At 40.1% G+C, this 17,498-nt stretch carries 15 protein-coding genes; all 15 read left to right on the forward strand.

All coding sequences use genetic code 11. The annotated features are described in order from the left end of the window. Window positions 1–95: 95 nt before the first annotated feature. Window positions 96–2,978, forward strand: coding sequence for a SpaA isopeptide-forming pilin-related protein (locus tag E4T79_RS06495; protein ID WP_135028773.1), 2,883 nt, complete (start codon window positions 96–98; stop codon window positions 2,976–2,978). A 489-nt stretch (window positions 2,979–3,467) separates the two neighbouring features. Beyond that, window positions 3,468–4,670 carry a competence/damage-inducible protein A gene (locus E4T79_RS06500; protein ID WP_135028775.1) on the forward strand — a complete coding sequence of 401 codons (1,203 nt, stop codon included), beginning with the start codon at window positions 3,468–3,470 and terminating at the stop codon, window positions 4,668–4,670. A gap of 35 nt (window positions 4,671–4,705) precedes the next feature. Continuing rightward, window positions 4,706–5,851, forward strand: coding sequence for a recombinase RecA (gene recA, locus E4T79_RS06505; RefSeq protein WP_135028777.1), 1,146 nt, complete (start codon window positions 4,706–4,708; stop codon window positions 5,849–5,851). Window positions 5,852–6,052: 201 nt separating this feature from the next. Further along, on the forward strand, window positions 6,053–6,451 hold the full coding sequence (spx, locus tag E4T79_RS06510; protein WP_075099515.1) for a transcriptional regulator Spx: 399 nt from the start codon (window positions 6,053–6,055) through the stop codon (window positions 6,449–6,451). A gap of 186 nt (window positions 6,452–6,637) precedes the next feature. Then, entirely contained in the window at window positions 6,638–6,904 is a 267-nt protein-coding gene (locus E4T79_RS06515; RefSeq protein WP_135028779.1) for an IreB family regulatory phosphoprotein, read from the forward strand. Beyond that, window positions 6,904–7,323, forward strand: a complete 420-nt coding sequence (gene ruvX / locus E4T79_RS06520) for a Holliday junction resolvase RuvX (RefSeq protein ID WP_135028781.1) — start codon at window positions 6,904–6,906, stop codon at window positions 7,321–7,323. The genes E4T79_RS06515 and ruvX overlap by 1 nt, the downstream gene beginning before the upstream one ends. Before the next feature lie 10 nt (window positions 7,324–7,333). Beyond that, window positions 7,334–7,645 (forward strand): DUF1292 domain-containing protein, encoded by a 312-nt coding sequence (locus tag E4T79_RS06525; RefSeq protein ID WP_135028784.1) that lies wholly within the window; start codon window positions 7,334–7,336, stop codon window positions 7,643–7,645. Window positions 7,646–8,713: 1,068 nt separating this feature from the next. Next, the gene (locus E4T79_RS06530) at window positions 8,714–9,625 is read left to right on the forward strand and encodes an XRE family transcriptional regulator (RefSeq protein ID WP_135028786.1); all 912 of its coding nucleotides are present in this window, start codon (window positions 8,714–8,716) and stop codon (window positions 9,623–9,625) included. Window positions 9,626–9,924: 299 nt separating this feature from the next. Beyond that, the gene (locus E4T79_RS06535) at window positions 9,925–10,374 is read left to right on the forward strand and encodes a GNAT family N-acetyltransferase (RefSeq protein WP_167752643.1); all 450 of its coding nucleotides are present in this window, start codon (window positions 9,925–9,927) and stop codon (window positions 10,372–10,374) included. Between the two features lie 382 nt (window positions 10,375–10,756). Then, window positions 10,757–12,007 carry a folylpolyglutamate synthase/dihydrofolate synthase family protein gene (locus E4T79_RS06540; RefSeq protein WP_135028790.1) on the forward strand — a complete coding sequence of 417 codons (1,251 nt, stop codon included), beginning with the start codon at window positions 10,757–10,759 and terminating at the stop codon, window positions 12,005–12,007. A gap of 192 nt (window positions 12,008–12,199) precedes the next feature. Continuing rightward, the gene (locus E4T79_RS06545) at window positions 12,200–13,747 is read left to right on the forward strand and encodes a quinol oxidase (protein ID WP_135028792.1); all 1,548 of its coding nucleotides are present in this window, start codon (window positions 12,200–12,202) and stop codon (window positions 13,745–13,747) included. A gap of 279 nt (window positions 13,748–14,026) precedes the next feature. Then, entirely contained in the window at window positions 14,027–16,237 is a 2,211-nt protein-coding gene (gene nrdD, locus E4T79_RS06550) for an anaerobic ribonucleoside-triphosphate reductase (RefSeq protein WP_135028794.1), read from the forward strand. Continuing rightward, on the forward strand, window positions 16,215–16,352 hold the full coding sequence (locus tag E4T79_RS11060) for a hypothetical protein (RefSeq protein WP_167752644.1): 138 nt from the start codon (window positions 16,215–16,217) through the stop codon (window positions 16,350–16,352). The genes nrdD and E4T79_RS11060 overlap by 23 nt, the downstream gene beginning before the upstream one ends. A gap of 48 nt (window positions 16,353–16,400) precedes the next feature. Next, window positions 16,401–16,904, forward strand: coding sequence for a GNAT family N-acetyltransferase (locus E4T79_RS06555; protein WP_135028795.1), 504 nt, complete (start codon window positions 16,401–16,403; stop codon window positions 16,902–16,904). Next, window positions 16,901–17,497: an anaerobic ribonucleoside-triphosphate reductase activating protein gene (gene nrdG, locus E4T79_RS06560; protein WP_135028798.1), complete on the forward strand. Its 597-nt coding sequence runs from the start codon at window positions 16,901–16,903 to the stop codon at window positions 17,495–17,497. Before E4T79_RS06555 ends, nrdG begins: the two co-directional genes overlap by 4 nt. Window position 17,498: the final 1 nt, after the last annotated feature.

A 17,498-nucleotide genomic window follows, 5' to 3' on the forward strand; every position in this document is an offset into this window, starting at 1 on the left:
AGTCTATTTCTTTTTTGTTGCGATTTTGAGAGGGATAGCAGCAGAAAATGAAATGTTTAATATAGTAGAAAGTAACACATTATGAAGGAGAAATAATGAACAAAGGTACAACGAAAAATGTTTACACTTGGTTAAGCTTGTTGTTGCTCTTTATCGGTCAAATCGTGCCACTAGGTAGCCTGAAAGTCTCTGCTGCTGATTCGGGAGACTACAGTTATGAAGCCTATGTGAAGCCTACAGAATATACAGACTACAGTAATCCTATCTATGTCAGAAATATAGCAACAAGTGAAGAACGAGTTGTTTACTGTTTTAATTACCATTCTGAATGGCCGAATAACGAAGGAACAACCCCTTATCCTAAATATAAAAAAGAATTAGGAAATGCTGATAATTTTGCTGAGTTAGCGACTTCAGAAGCATTGACAGGTGCTGATTTAGAGGCGGCCATTTTAAAAGTTATTTACAATGGTTTTGGAAATGATGCAGCTCGTTTACAAGCAAAATACGGTCTAAGTAACGGTGTTTTCCGTCGGGTGACCCAATACGCTATCTGGTATTTTACAGATCATACGGATTTTCCATCTGCGGATGTATCACCAATCACTAACTTTACAGCTGAAGAAAAGCTTGTATTTAAAGCTTTGATTGGTCAAGGCGATGCTTTGGAAACTCCACCGGCAAATTCAACCTTGGAAGTCTATCGTACAGACGGATCTAAGCCAAATAACGACAGTGCCAAGGCAAAATATCAAAATCTTCTTGGCGGTCATTTTGTAAGCAAAGACACAGGAACAGATGTACCAGTTGTTAAGAAAAAAATTTCTATTTTTGCAAAAAAAGTCTGGGATAGGGCAGACGACGTTGCCAATAAACCAGAAATTAGCTTTCAGTTGAAAAATAAACAAACAGGTGAAGCTGTTGGTGAAGCTAAAGTTATACAAACTCAAGCTGGACAGAGTGAAGCAACTGTTCAATGGGATGACTTGGCAGGAGAAGTTTCTGACTATACCGTTGAAGAGCTAACACAACTGGATGGATATACTACATCACCTACTCAAGGAAGTGGTACAGAAGACAATCCATTTACCATTACAAATACGAAACGTTCTACAGTTCCAGAGTATGTTCAGACTATTCAAGTAAATAAAGCATGGACAGGAGAGGGTCTCCCAGCAGCCAAACCAGATGTTTATTTTGCTCTTTATAAACGGACAAACGGGGCTGAATCACTGGTAACAGCTACGGATGTTCCGGCTGTTAAAGTGAACCCACAAAAATGGCAAGGTAGTCCAGTTGTGTGGAGAAATATCTATGCTCCTGGTCAAGACCAAGTAACAGGAGCTACCATTGAGTACTTCGTTAAGGAAGTTAATGCAGACGGTAGTGACTGGTCTGCACCAAATTACTTAGCTCCTACTTCAACATATGCGCTTTCAGGAACAAACTCATTGGTGTTTAACTTTACAAATACATACCAACCAACAGCTCCGAAACCGACGACCCATGATGTTGTTATCAGTAAGACAAACCTCGGTGGCCAAGAAATTGCGGGAGCACAAATCGAAATCCGCAAAGGCGATCAAAAAGTCGAAAGTTGGACCTCCGAAGCGGATAAGTCCCACACTGTGAAGTTGGAAGCAGGCGAGTATGTCTTCCATGAGGAAGCTGCACCAGCAGGATACTTGAAAGTGACAGATATTACATTTACTGTTGACGATGATGGCAATGTGACTGTCAAAACAGATACGACTACAACAGAAAAATCAAAAACAGAGGGTAACAAGCTTACTGTCGTTGATGAAGCTGAAGTTGTAAAACCGGTGACCCACGATATTATTATCAGTAAGACAAACCTCGGTGGCCAAGAAATTGCGGGAGCACAAATTGAAATCCGCAAAGGCGATCAAAAAGTCGAAAGTTGGACCTCCGAAGCAGACAAGTCTCACACTGTGAAACTCGAGGCTGGTGAGTATGTCTTCCATGAGGAAGCTGCACCAGCAGGATACTTGAAAGTGACAGATATTACATTTACTGTTGACAACGACGGCAATGTGACTGTCAAAACAGATACGACTACAGCAGCCAAATCAAAAACAGAGGGTAACAAGCTTACTGTCATTGATGAAGCTGAAGTTGTAAAACCGGTGACTCACGATGTTGTTATCAGTAAGACAAACCTTGGAGGCCAAGAAATTGCGGGAGCACAAATTGAAATCCGCAAAGACGGTCAAACAGTTGAAAGTTGGACCTCTGAAGCAGACAAGTCCCATACTGTGAAATTGGAAGCAGGCGAGTATGTCTTCCATGAGGAAGCTGCACCAACAGGATACTTGAAAGTGACAGATATTACATTTACTGTTGACGATGATGGCAATGTGACTGTCAAAGTAGATACGACTACAGCAGCCAAATCACAAACAGCAGGAAATAAATTGACTGTCGTTGATGAAGCTGAAGTTGTGAAACCGGTGACTCACGATGTTGTTATCAGTAAGACAAACCTTGGAGGCCAAGAAATTGCGGGAGCACAAATTGAAATCCGCAAAGACGGTCAAACAGTTGAAAGTTGGACCTCCGAAGCAGACAAGTCCCACACTGTGAAACTCGAGGCTGGTGAGTATGTCTTCCATGAGGAAGCTGCACCAGCAGGATACTTGAAAGTGACAGATATTACATTTACTGTTGGCACCGACGGCAATGTGACTGTTAAAACAGATACGACTACAGCAGCCAAATCACAAACAGCAGGAAATAAATTGACTGTCGTTGATGAAGCAGAGTCTCAACCGGTTGAACCAAAACCAACCCCTACTTCAAAAGAAGAGGCGCCAACACAAAACGGTGGTACGAATACGACTACTACGAAGAAGATTTTACCACGTACTAATTCAGAAAATGCGACCATCTTAACAATGGTTGGTTTCGGATTATTAGTTGTACTAGGTTTCTCTTATTTGAAAAAAGTAAACGACTAAGTCGTTGTATGTAACATGAAGACACTAGGTTTCTAGTGTCTTTTTTATGTCTATGTTATAATAGCACTGTGAGTGAATATATTGCATTTAAAGAACCGTTTGGTTCTTTTTTGTGTTATGATGGTATCATGAAGTATTCGAAAAAAATCAAAGACAAACATATTGAAGATGGGCAAAAATCTTGGAAAAAGAAACATGGCTGTTGAAGATTGGGAATAAAGGGAGTGGGAAAGAACTTGATAGGTCAAAAAAAGAGTTGGTTTTTACCTTATTTCCTGCATTCTAGCTTCAGGCTGAAACGGTCTATTCCCAGACCGTTTCACTCTCCCCGCATAGCTCCAACAGCATGATAGCCATTGAAGCAAGTAACTACTGCGTCAAGGTAATTCGGTTCATAAAGTGAGAAAGCTGGGACTTTTTGCCCAACCTCGTCTTGGTTTGAATGTGATTTTTGTAGCATATTACGAATAATAAGATGAGGAGGTTTACATGAAAGCAGAGTTGATTGCAGTTGGGACTGAAATTTTGACAGGGCAAATCGTGAACACCAATGCTCAATTTTTATCGGAAAAATTTGCCGAAATGGGTATAGATGTCTTTTTCCATACCGCAGTGGGAGATAATGAAACGCGCCTCTTGTCTGTTTTAGATATTGCTAGTAAGCGCAGTGATTTGGTTGTTCTCTGCGGTGGATTAGGACCGACTGAAGATGATTTAACAAAACAAACGTTGGCCATTTTTTTAGGGAAAGAATTGGTCTTTGACCAGGTGGCCTTGGATAAATTAGACCGCTTTTTTGCAAGCAGAAAAGGTCGGATTCGGACTCCGAATAATGAACGACAAGCCCAGTTAGTAAAAGGAAGTACCGCACTCCACAATCCAGCAGGTCTAGCAGTGGGTGGTTTGATTGAGCAGGATGGTGTGACTTATATTGTCTTGCCTGGTCCGCCTAGCGAATTAAAGGCCATGTTTACAGAAAGTTTACAGCCGTTGCTAGTTCATTCAAGCGAGAAATTGTACTCTCGCATTCTACGATTTTTTGGAATTGGTGAAAGTCAGTTGGTAAGCATTTTAGCTGATTTAATTGAAAATCAGACAGATCCAACTTTGGCACCTTATGCCAAGATAGGAGAGGTTACCTTGCGTCTATCTACAAAGGCTGAAGAGGAAGCCACAGCCAATCAGAAATTAAATCAATTAGAGCAAGCAATCCTAGCTCGAGAACACCTTGCTACGTGCTTATATGGATATGGTGAAGATAATAGTTTATCTAGGATTGTAGCTCGTGAATTAGAAGTACAGGGTATTAGCTTTGCAGTTGTAGAAAATGTAACGGCTGGAGCATTGCAAGCTGACTTGACACTTGCTTTACACAGTTGTCACCTATTTGCAGGTGGTTTAGTTGTTAGAGATGAGATGATAACTGCTAAAAGAGCAGAGGAGCTGTCACGTTTTATATGTAAAGACCTAGAAGCAGGTTTAGGTCTAGCCCTGTTAGGGCAAGTAAAGCCAGAATCTCAGATTGATAATGTTGTGGCAAGCTATTTTATTGCTATTTGTTTGAATGGTCAAGTGACAGTCACGGAAGTTGATTTAGGTGGTTATACAGAACAACACATGCGTCACATTGCTTGTTTACATGCCTTGAATGTTATGCGTAATATTTTGTCAAACCGTAAAGTTTTGCTATAATGGGTTAAGAAATTAGAAGTAGAGGAGAAAGAAAGTTGGCAAAAAAGTCAAGTAAAAAATTAGAGGACATTACTAAAAAATTTGGAGATGAGCGTAAGAAAGCTTTAGATGATGCTTTGAAAACGATTGAAAAGGATTTTGGTAAGGGGGCAATTATGCGCCTTGGAGAGCGTGCTGAACAAAAAGTGCAGGTTATGAGCTCAGGAAGTTTGTCTATTGACATTGCCTTGGGAGCGGGTGGTTATCCGAAAGGACGGATCATCGAAATCTATGGTCCAGAAAGTTCGGGTAAGACGACAGTGGCTCTCCATGCAGTCGCTCAAGCGCAAAAAGAAGGTGGCATTGCAGCCTTTATTGATGCAGAACATGCACTTGATCCCGCTTATGCCCAAGCCCTTGGTGTCAATATCGACGAATTGCTCTTGTCTCAACCGGACTCTGGAGAGCAGGGACTTGAAATCGCTGGTAAATTGATTGACTCAGGTGCAGTTGATCTTGTGGTTATTGACTCAGTTGCCGCTCTTGTTCCGCGTGCAGAGATTGATGGTGAGATTGGCGATAGTCATGTTGGTTTGCAGGCACGTATGATGAGCCAAGCGATGCGTAAACTATCTGCTTCTATCAATAAAACGAAGACGATTGCCATTTTCATTAACCAACTGCGTGAAAAAGTCGGAGTGATGTTTGGGAATCCTGAGACAACTCCTGGTGGGCGTGCGCTTAAATTCTACGCATCTGTTCGTATGGATGTACGTGGAAATACCCAAATCAAAGGTAGTGGTGATCAAAAAGACACCAATGTCGGAAAAGAAACGAAGGTTAAAATTGTTAAAAACAAGATTGCTCCTCCGTTCAAGGAAGCTGTTGTAGAAATCATGTACGGTCGAGGTATCTCACAAACAGGCGAATTAATTGAGATTGGTAGCAATCTGGGGATCATAAAAAAAGCTGGTGCTTGGTATTCGTATAACGATGAGAAGATTGGTCAAGGATCAGAGAATGCCAAAAAATACTTGGAAGATCATCCAGAAGTATTTGCGGAAATTGACCGCAAGATCCGCGTTCATTATGGTCTAATCGATGATCCAGAATTAGCTGAAGTTGTTGAAAAGACAGAAGTTCCAGCAGACATTCAAGATGTTGTTCTTGATTTAGACGGTGGGATTGAATTAGAAGATTAGAAATTGAGAGGGGCTGGGATTTTAGAGAGTGGCCATCATCCCCCCTCTTTTTGCATTCAAACACCCCCAATTTGCGAATGTTTTTGTTATATTTTACAAAATAATGAGATGAAAAATGAAAAATAGGTCTTTAGACTGAAGCCTTTCTGTGGTATAATGGAGTATAATTTGTTTAAGAAAATGTAGCAAAGGAGAGACTACATGATTAAAATTTATACAGTTTCAAGTTGTACAAGTTGTAAAAAAGCGAAAAATTGGCTTAATGCTCACCAATTATCATATAATGAGCATAATTTAGGAAAAGAATCAATCAGCAAGGAAGAGATTTTAAATATCCTAACCAAGACAGAAAATGGGATTGCAAGTATTGTATCCTCTAAAAATCGATATGCAAAAAATCTTGACTGTGACATTGAAGATTTAAGTGTTAATGAAGTGATTGAATTGATTACAGAAAATCCACGTATTTTAAAAAGTCCTATTTTGATCGATGAAAAACGCCTTCAAGTAGGCTATAAAGAAGACGACATCCGTGCTTTTCTACCTCGTTCTGTACGCAATGTGGAGAACGCACAAGCTCGTTTACGTGCAGCTCTATAAAGGAGAGCACATTAATAGAGGGAAAAGTTTGATTTTTCAAGTCAAACTTTTTTGTTTCAATAAGGTGTGATAAGAATAAAATGATGTGTACAAAAGTTTGTGAAATAGGCCGTAACATAGGGGCGAATCATTGATAGTACAGAGTAAATATGGTATAATAAGTTAATAAGGAAAGAAGGTGTAAGTATGGGATTCACAGGAGAAACTGTTCGTTTTCGTTTGGATGATGTCAATAAACAAGAAATCAGCGAAACCTTGACAAATGTGTACCGTTCTCTTGATGAGAAAGGTTACAATCCAATTAACCAAATCGTGGGATATGTATTGAGTGGAGATCCAGCTTATATCCCTCGTTACAATGATGCGCGTAATCAAATTCGTAAGTATGAACGTGATGAAATCGTAGAAGAGTTGGTGCGTTTTTACTTGAAGGGAAATGGGATTGACCTTTGATGAGAATAATGGGATTGGACGTAGGTTCCAAAACAGTTGGAGTAGCAATTTCTGACCCTCTTGGTTTTATAGCGCAAGGATTGGAAATCATTCCGATTGATGAGGAGAAGGGCGAGTTTGGCTTTGAGCGTTTAACAGAGTTAGTTCAACAATATAAGGTTGATACATTTGTTGTAGGCTTACCGAAAAATATGAATAATACCAGCGGACCACGTGTGGAGGCAAGTCAGGCTTATGGTGACCGTTTGGTAGAATTATACGGTCTACCAGTCAAGTATCAAGATGAACGTTTGACAACAGTAGCTGCAGAGCGCATGTTGATTGAGCAAGCAGATATCAGCCGTGGCAAGCGAAAGAAAGTCATTGATAAGTTAGCTGCACAGCTCATTTTACAAAATTATTTAGATAGAACATTTTAAGGAGTAACACATGGCACATAACCACGAACATGATCATAACCATGATGAACGTGAATTTATCACTTTAGTAGATGATAATGGAAATGAAACCTTATTTGAAATTCTTTTGACTATCGATGGTCAAGAAGAGTTTGGTAAAAATTACGTTCTCTTAATTCCTGCAAGCGCAGAAGAAGATGAAAATGGTGAAGTTGAAATCCAGGCATATTCATACATTGAGAATGAAAATGGGACAGAGGGTGATCTTCAACCAATTCCAGAAGATGCAACAGCTGAATGGGATATGATTGAGGAAGTCTTTAATAGCTTTATGGAGGAGTAAAATAGCCCAGTGGGCTATTTTAGCTTCACTCTACAAGTTTTAGACTAGGGGTTTGCCCAGTGGGCTATTTTAGCCCTGCCCCTCGAAATTTAGATAGGGCAGGTAGTTGGTAGTGGACGTTTTTAGCTTCATTCTACAAGTTTTAGACCAATAGTTTGTTCAGAGGACGTTTTTAGCTTTACTCTAAAAGCTTTAGACTAAGGGTTTGCCCAGTGGGCTATTTTAGCCCTGCCCCTCGAAATTTAGATAGGGCAGGTAGTTGGTAGTGGGCGTTTTCAGCTTCACTCCAAAAGCTTAAGACCAATAGTTTGTTCAGAGGACGTTTTTCAGCCTCATTCTAACAAACTTAGAACGAATGCTTATGTCCAGAACAGGAATGCGGATAATGTACTGCTAAAGAATAATAGAAGATACGAGAGTGGTATACCATATCTCGTATTTTTTATTTTTAAAGTGTTTGGATCTGATATGCAACAAAAGCTAAGAGTTTCATTTTGGCAGTGTTTGATACTTTTCACCTTTGGAAGAATACCAATGCAGGGTTCAAAAATGATTTTTTCATAGGGAGTTGACTTTTTAGGACGGAGAAATTCGTTATTAAATATTGGTCAAATATAAACGTTTCCGCTGTGATATAGTCATTTCGTTTATCTTTTATTACTTCGTTACCTCGCTTTGCCGTACTCCAGTACAGCCTGCAGCTCCTTGCCTAGTACTAAAAGACCATACTTTGTAAACATCAACTTTAAACAGCTCTTATCTTAGATTTAACTCATTTACTGGGCATTGGCTCACTTTCTGAACTCCAGCTCTATCTTGGCTTTGGAGGGCTATCCTTATCTTTTAGCAAATTGTGAATGCTAGTCGGACATTGGTTTTTACAGAGTATCCATTCGTTTCATCGAATGAGGGAAATAGAATAAAGATAAAACATCAGCCTTAATATCGTACTTCCTCACGACTTAATAAACTATCAAAAGAGAAGTTTTGATAGTTATTGAGTGAAAGAAAGTTGTCATACTTTATTATTTTTGGTATAATATATAGATATTTCTAGGAGAGTGAAGAATGAAAGAGGAAGGATTTGGAGATAAAGTTCGTAGGCTAAGAGAGGAACGTGGCTGGACTAGAGAACAGTTTTGTGATGAGGAGCAGGATTTAACGGTACGACAGTTGACGCGGATTGAGTTAGGTATATCAAAACCAACCTTGACAAAAATATTTTTTATTGCGCACCGTTTGGGCTTATCTCTGTTTGAAGTGATGCCCGACTATATTGATTTGCCTGATCAATATTTAAAACTCAAGTATGATATTTTGCGCACTCCAACCTATGATCAGCTCGATTTGATTGAAAGGCGCAATGCGAAGTCGCTCGAAATCTATGACCACTTTTACGATATGTTACCAGATATCGAGCGGCTTGCCATAGATGCACTACAGTCAACCATTGATGTGTTGGAAACCCAATCAGATATTTTTGGTAAAGATATCATTGAAACCTATATTCCTCGAATAGTATGGAAGCAAAAATACGATGTGAATGATTTACTGATCATTCATCTCTTTATTGAACATACTTACTTGTCAAGGATGACAAAGTGTTCAGCGAGCAGAAGAATGTTTTTAAAGCTAGTGTCAGAGTTACCTAGACAAGTAGTGGTGATGGAGCCGGAGGAGCTTTTTGTTCTGCGAAATGTCATCTTTGCTGCTATCCGTGTATTAGGAGCAAAGGGAATCTGTGAACCTATTCCAACCTTATTTCAAGGGATTCATCATATCATGCAGATTACACAAGATTTTCAAAAATACCCGATTTTTAGTATGTTACAGTGGAAATATGAGCTCTTGGTACACCGAGATGTCCAACGTGCTTATAGCTATTGTGAAGAAGCAATCATTTTTGCGAAATTGATGGGAAATCAGCATCTGATGGGACAACTGCATGACCAGTGGCGGATTGATACACTTGATACCTAAGTGAAAAATGTTTAGAATAAACCTAAGTAGGATACGGTCTTGCTCGAAAAGAGTTCAGGTCAATCAACATGCAGCTGGAGAAAGATTAGATGCTTCCAAATGAGGCTGCAACACTTTATAAGTGAAAGGCAAGTCAGGGAGGAATACAGAGTGCTCAGACTTACAGAGATTAAAGACAGGCATCTTCTAGGTTCATCTGACAGAGAAAACCTACATCCTCCCCTTTGGTTGACGTATCGTTTGATAGTTGCTTATGGTATAATCGGAGTTGGTACACCAAGGATAGGGGAGGGAATGAAGTGAACATCATCGAATATTTCAGTACAGATAATAAAGCATATTGGCTTTCAAAGATAAAAGAAAGTGATTGGGGGGCAGGCCAGTTTCTATATGAATTATTAAAAAACCAGAAGTCAAAGGAGTATATTGGTGAAAATACAAAGGTGCTTCTGTTGGTAGATGGAGAAAATCTGATTTCTTTTTGCACCTTTGCTGAAAAGGATGCGATTCAACCAACAGAATTGACACCGTGGATTGGGTGGATATATACTTTTCCGCATTATAGAGGACATCGTTATGTTGGAAAGTTGTTAAGCCATGCTGAAGCATTGGCAAAAGCAGATGGAATGAATAGTATTTATATTTCAACAACTCATAATGGACTATATGAGAAATATGGGTATGAATTTTTTGAAATGATGAAAGATATGCGCGGAGAAGATTCAAGAGTATATGTAAAATATCTATAGTGTCCAATTCGCATAGAAAAAAGGGAAAATAAAAGGATTTAGAAACAGAGATCATTTGTTAATCAATGGATAAATGAACTCTGTTTTCTTGCTATTTCTGGCTTAAGTGAGTCCGATTAGGAAGTGAAATCAATCCAGATGCGTATTTTTCTTGATTTCTTATGACAAAGGATCATCTAACAGATTTTATGACATTTTTGTCCTGTTGATTTTTAGTATGGTCTACTATACTAAGATTATCAAGAGAAAGGGAGGTAAGAATAATGAGACCAATGCATCCTGTTGCTACTGTTGACTGGTCAGATTGGTGGGTGAAATAACCCATCATTTTTTTGATTTTTTAACGGAAAGTTGCTACTATGGAAAAAGCATGGAGGTAGAAATGACAAGATTAGATAGATGGTTGCAAATGAAGCAGGGACAGGTTTATCGTTATAAGATAGAGAAAGTACAGTATAGTCTAGATTTGTTGGGACATCCCGAGAAAGCTTTGCCCGTTGTTCATGTAGCTGGCACTAATGGAAAAGGTTCTACCATAGCCTTTTTAAAGAACTTACTAGAATCGCAAGGTTTTTGTGTTGGAGCTTTTGTGTCTCCGCACATGGTAACGGTTCATGATCGTATTTGTGTTAATGGCGAGCCCATTCCAGACGCTATTTTTCAAGAATTGCTAGAGAAGATTTTCGTGTTGGAACAAGAAGTGGAACGAGTCTACGAGCCTTTTCGGTATTTTGAGGTACTGACCTTGGTCATGTTGCTCTATTTTAAGGAGCAAGCGTTGGACTTTGCCCTGATTGAGGCGGGGATAGGTGGTTTGCTGGATACAACCAATATCGTAGAGCCTATGGTGACGATTATCACCTCCATCGGTTTAGATCACCAAGATTTACTCGGTTCTCGCATAGAAGAGATTGCAGAGCAAAAAGCAGGTATTATAAAATCGGGAGTTCCGATATTAGTCGGTCCTGTGGATTCTGTAGCTCTTGAAATTTGTCGTAGAAAGGCAGCCCTCTTGCAAGCACCGATTTATTGCGAAGGAGTCGATTTTTCCCTGACAGATGGCTTATTTACAAATAAGATGAGTAGGCTTGAAGGACTTAGGCTAGGATTGGCGGGTCAACATCAAGAAGAAAATGCAGCTCTTGCTTTGCAGGCTTTTCATTTACTCATGGAAGAACGCAAATTGCCAATAGAGCAAACATTTGTACGACAATCCTTGGAAATAACAACCTGGGCAGGACGTTTAGAAAAAGTCGGGCAGCAGGGACAGATTTATTTGGACGGAGCTCATAATCTTCCAGCCATTGAACGCTTGGTGGAGTTCATACAGTCTCTTTCTGAGCACAGGGTAACCATTCTCTTTTCAGCTTTAAAACGAAAGGATTTCAGAGAAATGTTGGGGTATATCCAAAAAAGGATACCGCACGCTGAGTTGATATTAACCAGTTTTGCCTATGATGGCAGTATGGAAGAAAGGGATTGCCTAGATGAGTTACCCTACGTAGCAGATTATGTACAATTTATTCAAAAATGGGAAATGAATGCCAAAGCTGATGAGTTATTATTTATCACAGGTTCACTCTACTTTATTTCAGAAGTTCGGAAATATATAAAAATAGTCAACACTCTCTAAAAATGTTTTCGCTTTACGAATAAATAGGTATGACAGACGAAGAAATAATGATTTTTTTGAGGAGTTAAGAGGTGAATTCATCACCGTTTTCAAGAGTGAGGGTGCTCTGTTTTGATTGTGTATCTTCGAAATAAGAAATGACAGACGGTGTACTTTTTGTTATAATAAAATGAATTGTGTAAGGAGAATCCAATGACAGAGACAGAAGTGACATACAGTCGTTCAGAGAGTTACTCAAGACGCGGTCGTCGTGTTCATCAAGAAAGGCAGCCGCTATCCTTTAATGAAGATTTTCAAAAAAATATACAAAAAACCAAGATAATCCCCTCCTTATTGTGGAGTGTAATCTTGAGTCTTCTTAGCGTTGCGAATCCGTTTTTAACCTCGTTTGCTACGAATATGCAGTCACAGGATTTGTATGCAGGCTTTGCCATGCATGCTGGTCAGAATCCTTATGGACAATTTTTTGGTACGAGTGGGGTCTTGTATTATTTATTGGTGTACGTTGGTTCCGCATTCGGGACGACAGTAGGCCTTGTTTTCTTACAATGGCTTGCCTTATTTGTTGCAGGTATTTATTTTTATAAAATTTGTAACTACATCAGCCAATCAAGTCGTGTGGCTGTGAGCTTACAGCATTGGTTTTACCTGTTTATTATAGCGTTGAATAGTGGGGGTGTCCAAGCAAGTTTATTTGCACTACCGTTTGTTCTGGCTGGTTTGTGGTTTGTACTGCGTTATGTTGAACGAGCAACTCGTGATGAAGGATTCATTTTATACGGCATTTACGCTGCTATTGCTTTTATGATTTATCCTAAGAGTGTCTTGCTATGGGTGGTGTCAGCTGTTGTATTGACCGTTTACAATGTAGCACAGCGTCAGAAAGCAAGAGGTGTGTATCAAGCCTTAGCAACCATCTTTGGTTTTCTTCTTATCGTTTATTCGGTGGGGTATTACACTTTTGTAGAGCAAGTCTTAGGGGCTGCCATCCAACAGACATTTTTTTATGAGTTTTCTTTGAAGATTTCAGATAATCGTCTGGTTTGGACCCTTATTCAAGTTTCTTTGTTCTTACTTTTGTCGGGATTTTTAAAGAATCTGTTTTATTTATTGCTATCAATGGGACAGGGGAAATTGGTTTATTTTAAGAGTCTCATTGTAGTGGCTTTTGTCTTGCAGCTCTTATTTCTAGTAGCAGGTGGACGATTTGAACAGAGTCATTTGGTGCTGCTTTTACCATATGGTTTTATCATGGCCTTACTGGGACTTTCGTCTATCACTGAAAATGAAGCATTACTTGCTAAAAAGATGAGTCATTACTCTTACCTCCAATCTCATATCTATCTGCCATTGCTAGGGCTTTTATTACTCTTATTGGTGAAACCGGCTGTTGCCTACTTTATTGTTAGTGATGTGCTAAAGGATCGCCAAGAAGTGGCTTACTATATCAAGGAGCATTCGCAAAGTTCGGATAAAATTTATGCCTGGGATGATAGCGCTCAGATATATCTTCAGAGTGAACGCCTATCAGCAGGAGAAATTTTGACAGCTAGTCCTTATTTAGATACGAAGACCAATCAGGATGGTCTTGCCTTTGATTTAAATAAGAATGAGGCGCGCTATATTGTCGTCAATACGCAGCTTCCACTTTTTGATAGCATTCAATCAAATTTAGAAAAGAATTACGAAGAGGTAGAGCTAGAGACGAGGCAGCTCGCTGTATATGAGAAAAAAGAATAAAATGATTGCGAAAGTAATCATTTTTTAGTGGGAGAGGTATCTATATATTGTGTTTTTGAAGAAATAATAAGCAAAATGATACTAGATGTTGATTTTATATTTGTGAAGTGATACACTAGAGAAAGACGAATACGCAATGAAAATCAAAAGCAGGCTGAAAGTAGTTGATAACTATTTCAAGCGGGGATAAGAAAAGTAATGACTTTTCTCACTAGTTCACCGAGTCAAGCTGACGAAGCATTGTTTTAATTTTTGAAGAGAATCGGAAAGGAGAGTGAAATGTTGGTAGAAACAAAACAGATAATAATGCCGGATATTCTTGTTCTAAAGCGAGACGGACGTGCTGTTACATTTGATGCAGATAAGATTTTGGGAGCGCTTGGTCGAGCGAGCAATGAGCTAGAGCATCCTTGCTCAAGAGAGAGGCTCCAACAGGTTGTAGAGGCTGTATTAGCTGAGATTAGTCGTCGTTTTCATCAGGATATTCAGATTTATGAAATTCAGACGATTGTTGAGCAAGAATTGCTGAAAGCTCACCTGTATGAATTAGCAGAAGTCTATATTCAGTACCGAACCAAGCGGGATTTTGAACGTCACCAAGCCATGGATATCAACTTTACCATTGAAAAGCTCTTGACTAAGGATCAAACGGTGGTCAATGAAAATGCCAATAAGGATAGTGATGTTTTTAATACTCAGCGTGATTTGACAGCTGGTATTGTTGGAAAATCCATTGGTCTCAAACTATTGCCAGCCCATGTGGCTAATGCCCATCAAAAGGGAGATCTTCATTTTCACGATTTGGATTATAGTCCCTATACGCCGATGACTAATTGCTGTTTGATTGATTTCAAGGGTATGCTGGCCAATGGCTTTAAGATTGGCAATGCCGAGGTAGAGAGTCCAAAATCCATTCAGACGGCTACTGCTCAGATTTCACAAATTATTGCCAATGTTGCTTCAAGTCAATATGGTGGTTGTACGGCAGATCGGGTAGATGAGTTACTAGCCCCTTATGCAGAGCTGAATTATCAGAAGCATTTGAAAGAGGCAAGCCAGTGGGTTTTGCCTGAAAAGCAGGAAGACTACGCACGTGAAAAGACCCAAAAAGATATTTATGATGCCATGCAGTCGTTGGAATATGAAATTAACACCTTATTTACCTCAAATGGGCAGACGCCCTTTACGTCTTTGGGATTTGGATTAGGAACTTCCTGGTTGGAGCGTGAAATTCAAAAAGCAATTTTGCGGATTCGAATTGAGGGCTTGGGCAGTGAAAAACGGACAGCTATTTTTCCTAAGTTGATTTTCACCCTGAAACGGGGGTTAAACTTGGAAGAAAGTAGCCCCAACTATGACATCAAGCAGTTGGCCTTGGAATGTGCGACCAAGCGGATGTATCCAGATATCTTGTCTTATGATAAGATTATTGACCTAACGGGCTCATTTAAAGCGCCGATGGGGTGTCGTTCTTTCTTACAGGGATGGCTAGATGAAAATGGGGAGGAAGTCAATTCTGGGCGAATGAATCTTGGGGTTGTGACCCTCAATCTTCCTAGAATTGCCATGGAATCTGGAGGTGACATACTCAAGTTTTGGGATATTTTTGAGGAACGGATGGGAATTGCTAAAGATGCTCTGGTTTATCGCATGCATAGGGTCATGGAGGCACGTCCAGCTAATGCTCCGATTCTCTACCAGTATGGAGCTTTTGGGAATCGCTTAGCTAAAGATGAGGAAGTGGGAAAACTCTTTATCAACCGCAGGGCAACGATTTCTCTAGGCTATATTGGCTTGTATGAAGTTGCTACTGTTTTTTATGGAGGCGCTTGGGAGACAAATCCAGCTGCCAAAGAATTTACGCTGGATATAATTCGTGTCATGAAAGAGCAGGCAAGTGTCTGGTCAGAGGAGTATGATGTCCATTTTTCGATTTATTCGACACCCTCTGAGAGTTTGACAGATCGTTTTTGTCGTTTGGACCGGGAAAAATTCGGTATGGTCAAGGACATTACGGATAAGGACTATTATACGAATTCATTCCATTATGATGTGCGTAAAAATCCAACGCCTTTTGAAAAATTAGCATTCGAAAAAGCTTATCCAGAGGCAGGTGCGACAGGAGGCTTTATCCATTATTGTGAATATCCTGTCTTGCAACAAAACCCTAAGGCTTTGGAGGCCGTTTGGGATTTTGCTTATGACCGTGTAGGGTATCTGGGAACGAATACCCCGATTGATCGCTGCTATCCATGTCATTTTGAGGGTGATTTTACCCCGACTGAACGGGGATTTAAATGTCCAAATTGTGGCAATACAGACCCTAAAACGGTTGATGTGGTCAAGCGTACCTGTGGCTACTTAGGTAATCCGCAGGCGAGACCTATGGTCAACGGTCGTCACAAGGAGATTGCTGCGCGTGTCAAACATATGAATGGCTCAACGATACATGTAAAAGGAGATACAAATGGGGAAATACCAACTAGATGATAAGGGAAAAGCTCTTGTCGAGCGGTACCACGAAAAATATTCTAAGGGTGGTATGAATAAAAAGGATAAGATTGCCCAGTTAAGGGAACAATTTTTGAAAAAACAAGGGAAATAAATGATAGAGGGAGGGCATTGGTCCTCCCTCTATCATCAGGAGGAAACGATGGAATTGAGAAGACCAACTCTAGCAGATAAAACAGCCATTTTAGAGATGATAGAGGAATTTCGTAGCATGGATAGTCCTATGGATGGTTTTTGGGGTGAGGAGGATTTTGACTATGAGAGCTGGTTAGAAAGAAATGTGACTGCGGAAATGGGAGTGGGGCTCCCAGCGAATGTTGTTCCGTCAATCCAGTATGTCTCCTTTGATGATAGCAATCAGTCACTTGGTTTTTTGAATTTGCGCTTGAGTCTTAATGAATCCTTGCTACAGCACGGAGGTCATATCGGCTACAGCATTCGTCCGAGTGAGCGTGGCAAAGGCTATGCCAAGGAACAGTTATATCTTGGCTTGTTAGAAGCAATGTCTAAGAATATTTCCCGTGTACTAGTGACCTGCCATGTGGGGAATGAAGCTAGTCGTCGTACTATTCTGTCACAAGGTGGACAGTTGGAAAATCAAGTTGGGGAAACGGAGCGCTATTGGATTGATGTGGAGGAGTTATGAATAATCCGAAGCCACAAGAGTGGAAAAGTGAAGAGTTGAGCCAGGGACGAATTATTGATTATAAGGCCTTTAATTTTGTAGATGGAGAAGGGGTGCGCAATTCTCTCTACGTTGCAGGCTGTATGTTCCATTGTGAGGGCTGTTATAATGTCGCGACATGGTCCTTTAAGGCGGGTATTCCTTACACAAAGGAGTTAGAAGAACAAATACTACAAGATCTTGCCCAGCCATATGTACAGGGATTGACTTTGCTAGGTGGGGAGCCGTTTTTGAATACGGGCATTCTCATTCCTTTGGTTCACAGAATTCGTAGGGAGCTACCTGACAAGGATATTTGGTCCTGGACGGGGTATACTTGGGAAGAAATGATGCTAGAAACACCTGATAAATTGGAATTGCTACGTCATATTGATATCCTGGTCGACGGACGTTATGACCGAACCAAACGCAATCTTATGTTGCAATTTCGTGGTTCGAGTAACCAGCGTATTATCGATGTGCAGAAATCTCTTTCACAAAACCAAGTTGTCATTTGGGAGAAACTGCGGGATGGAACGAGCCAATATGAGCAGATAAGACGGGATGAACAATAGA

It is taken from the genome of Streptococcus sp. LYSM12 (genome assembly GCF_004569635.1).
In the GTDB taxonomy this organism is placed as follows: Bacteria; Bacillota; Bacilli; order Lactobacillales; family Streptococcaceae; genus Streptococcus.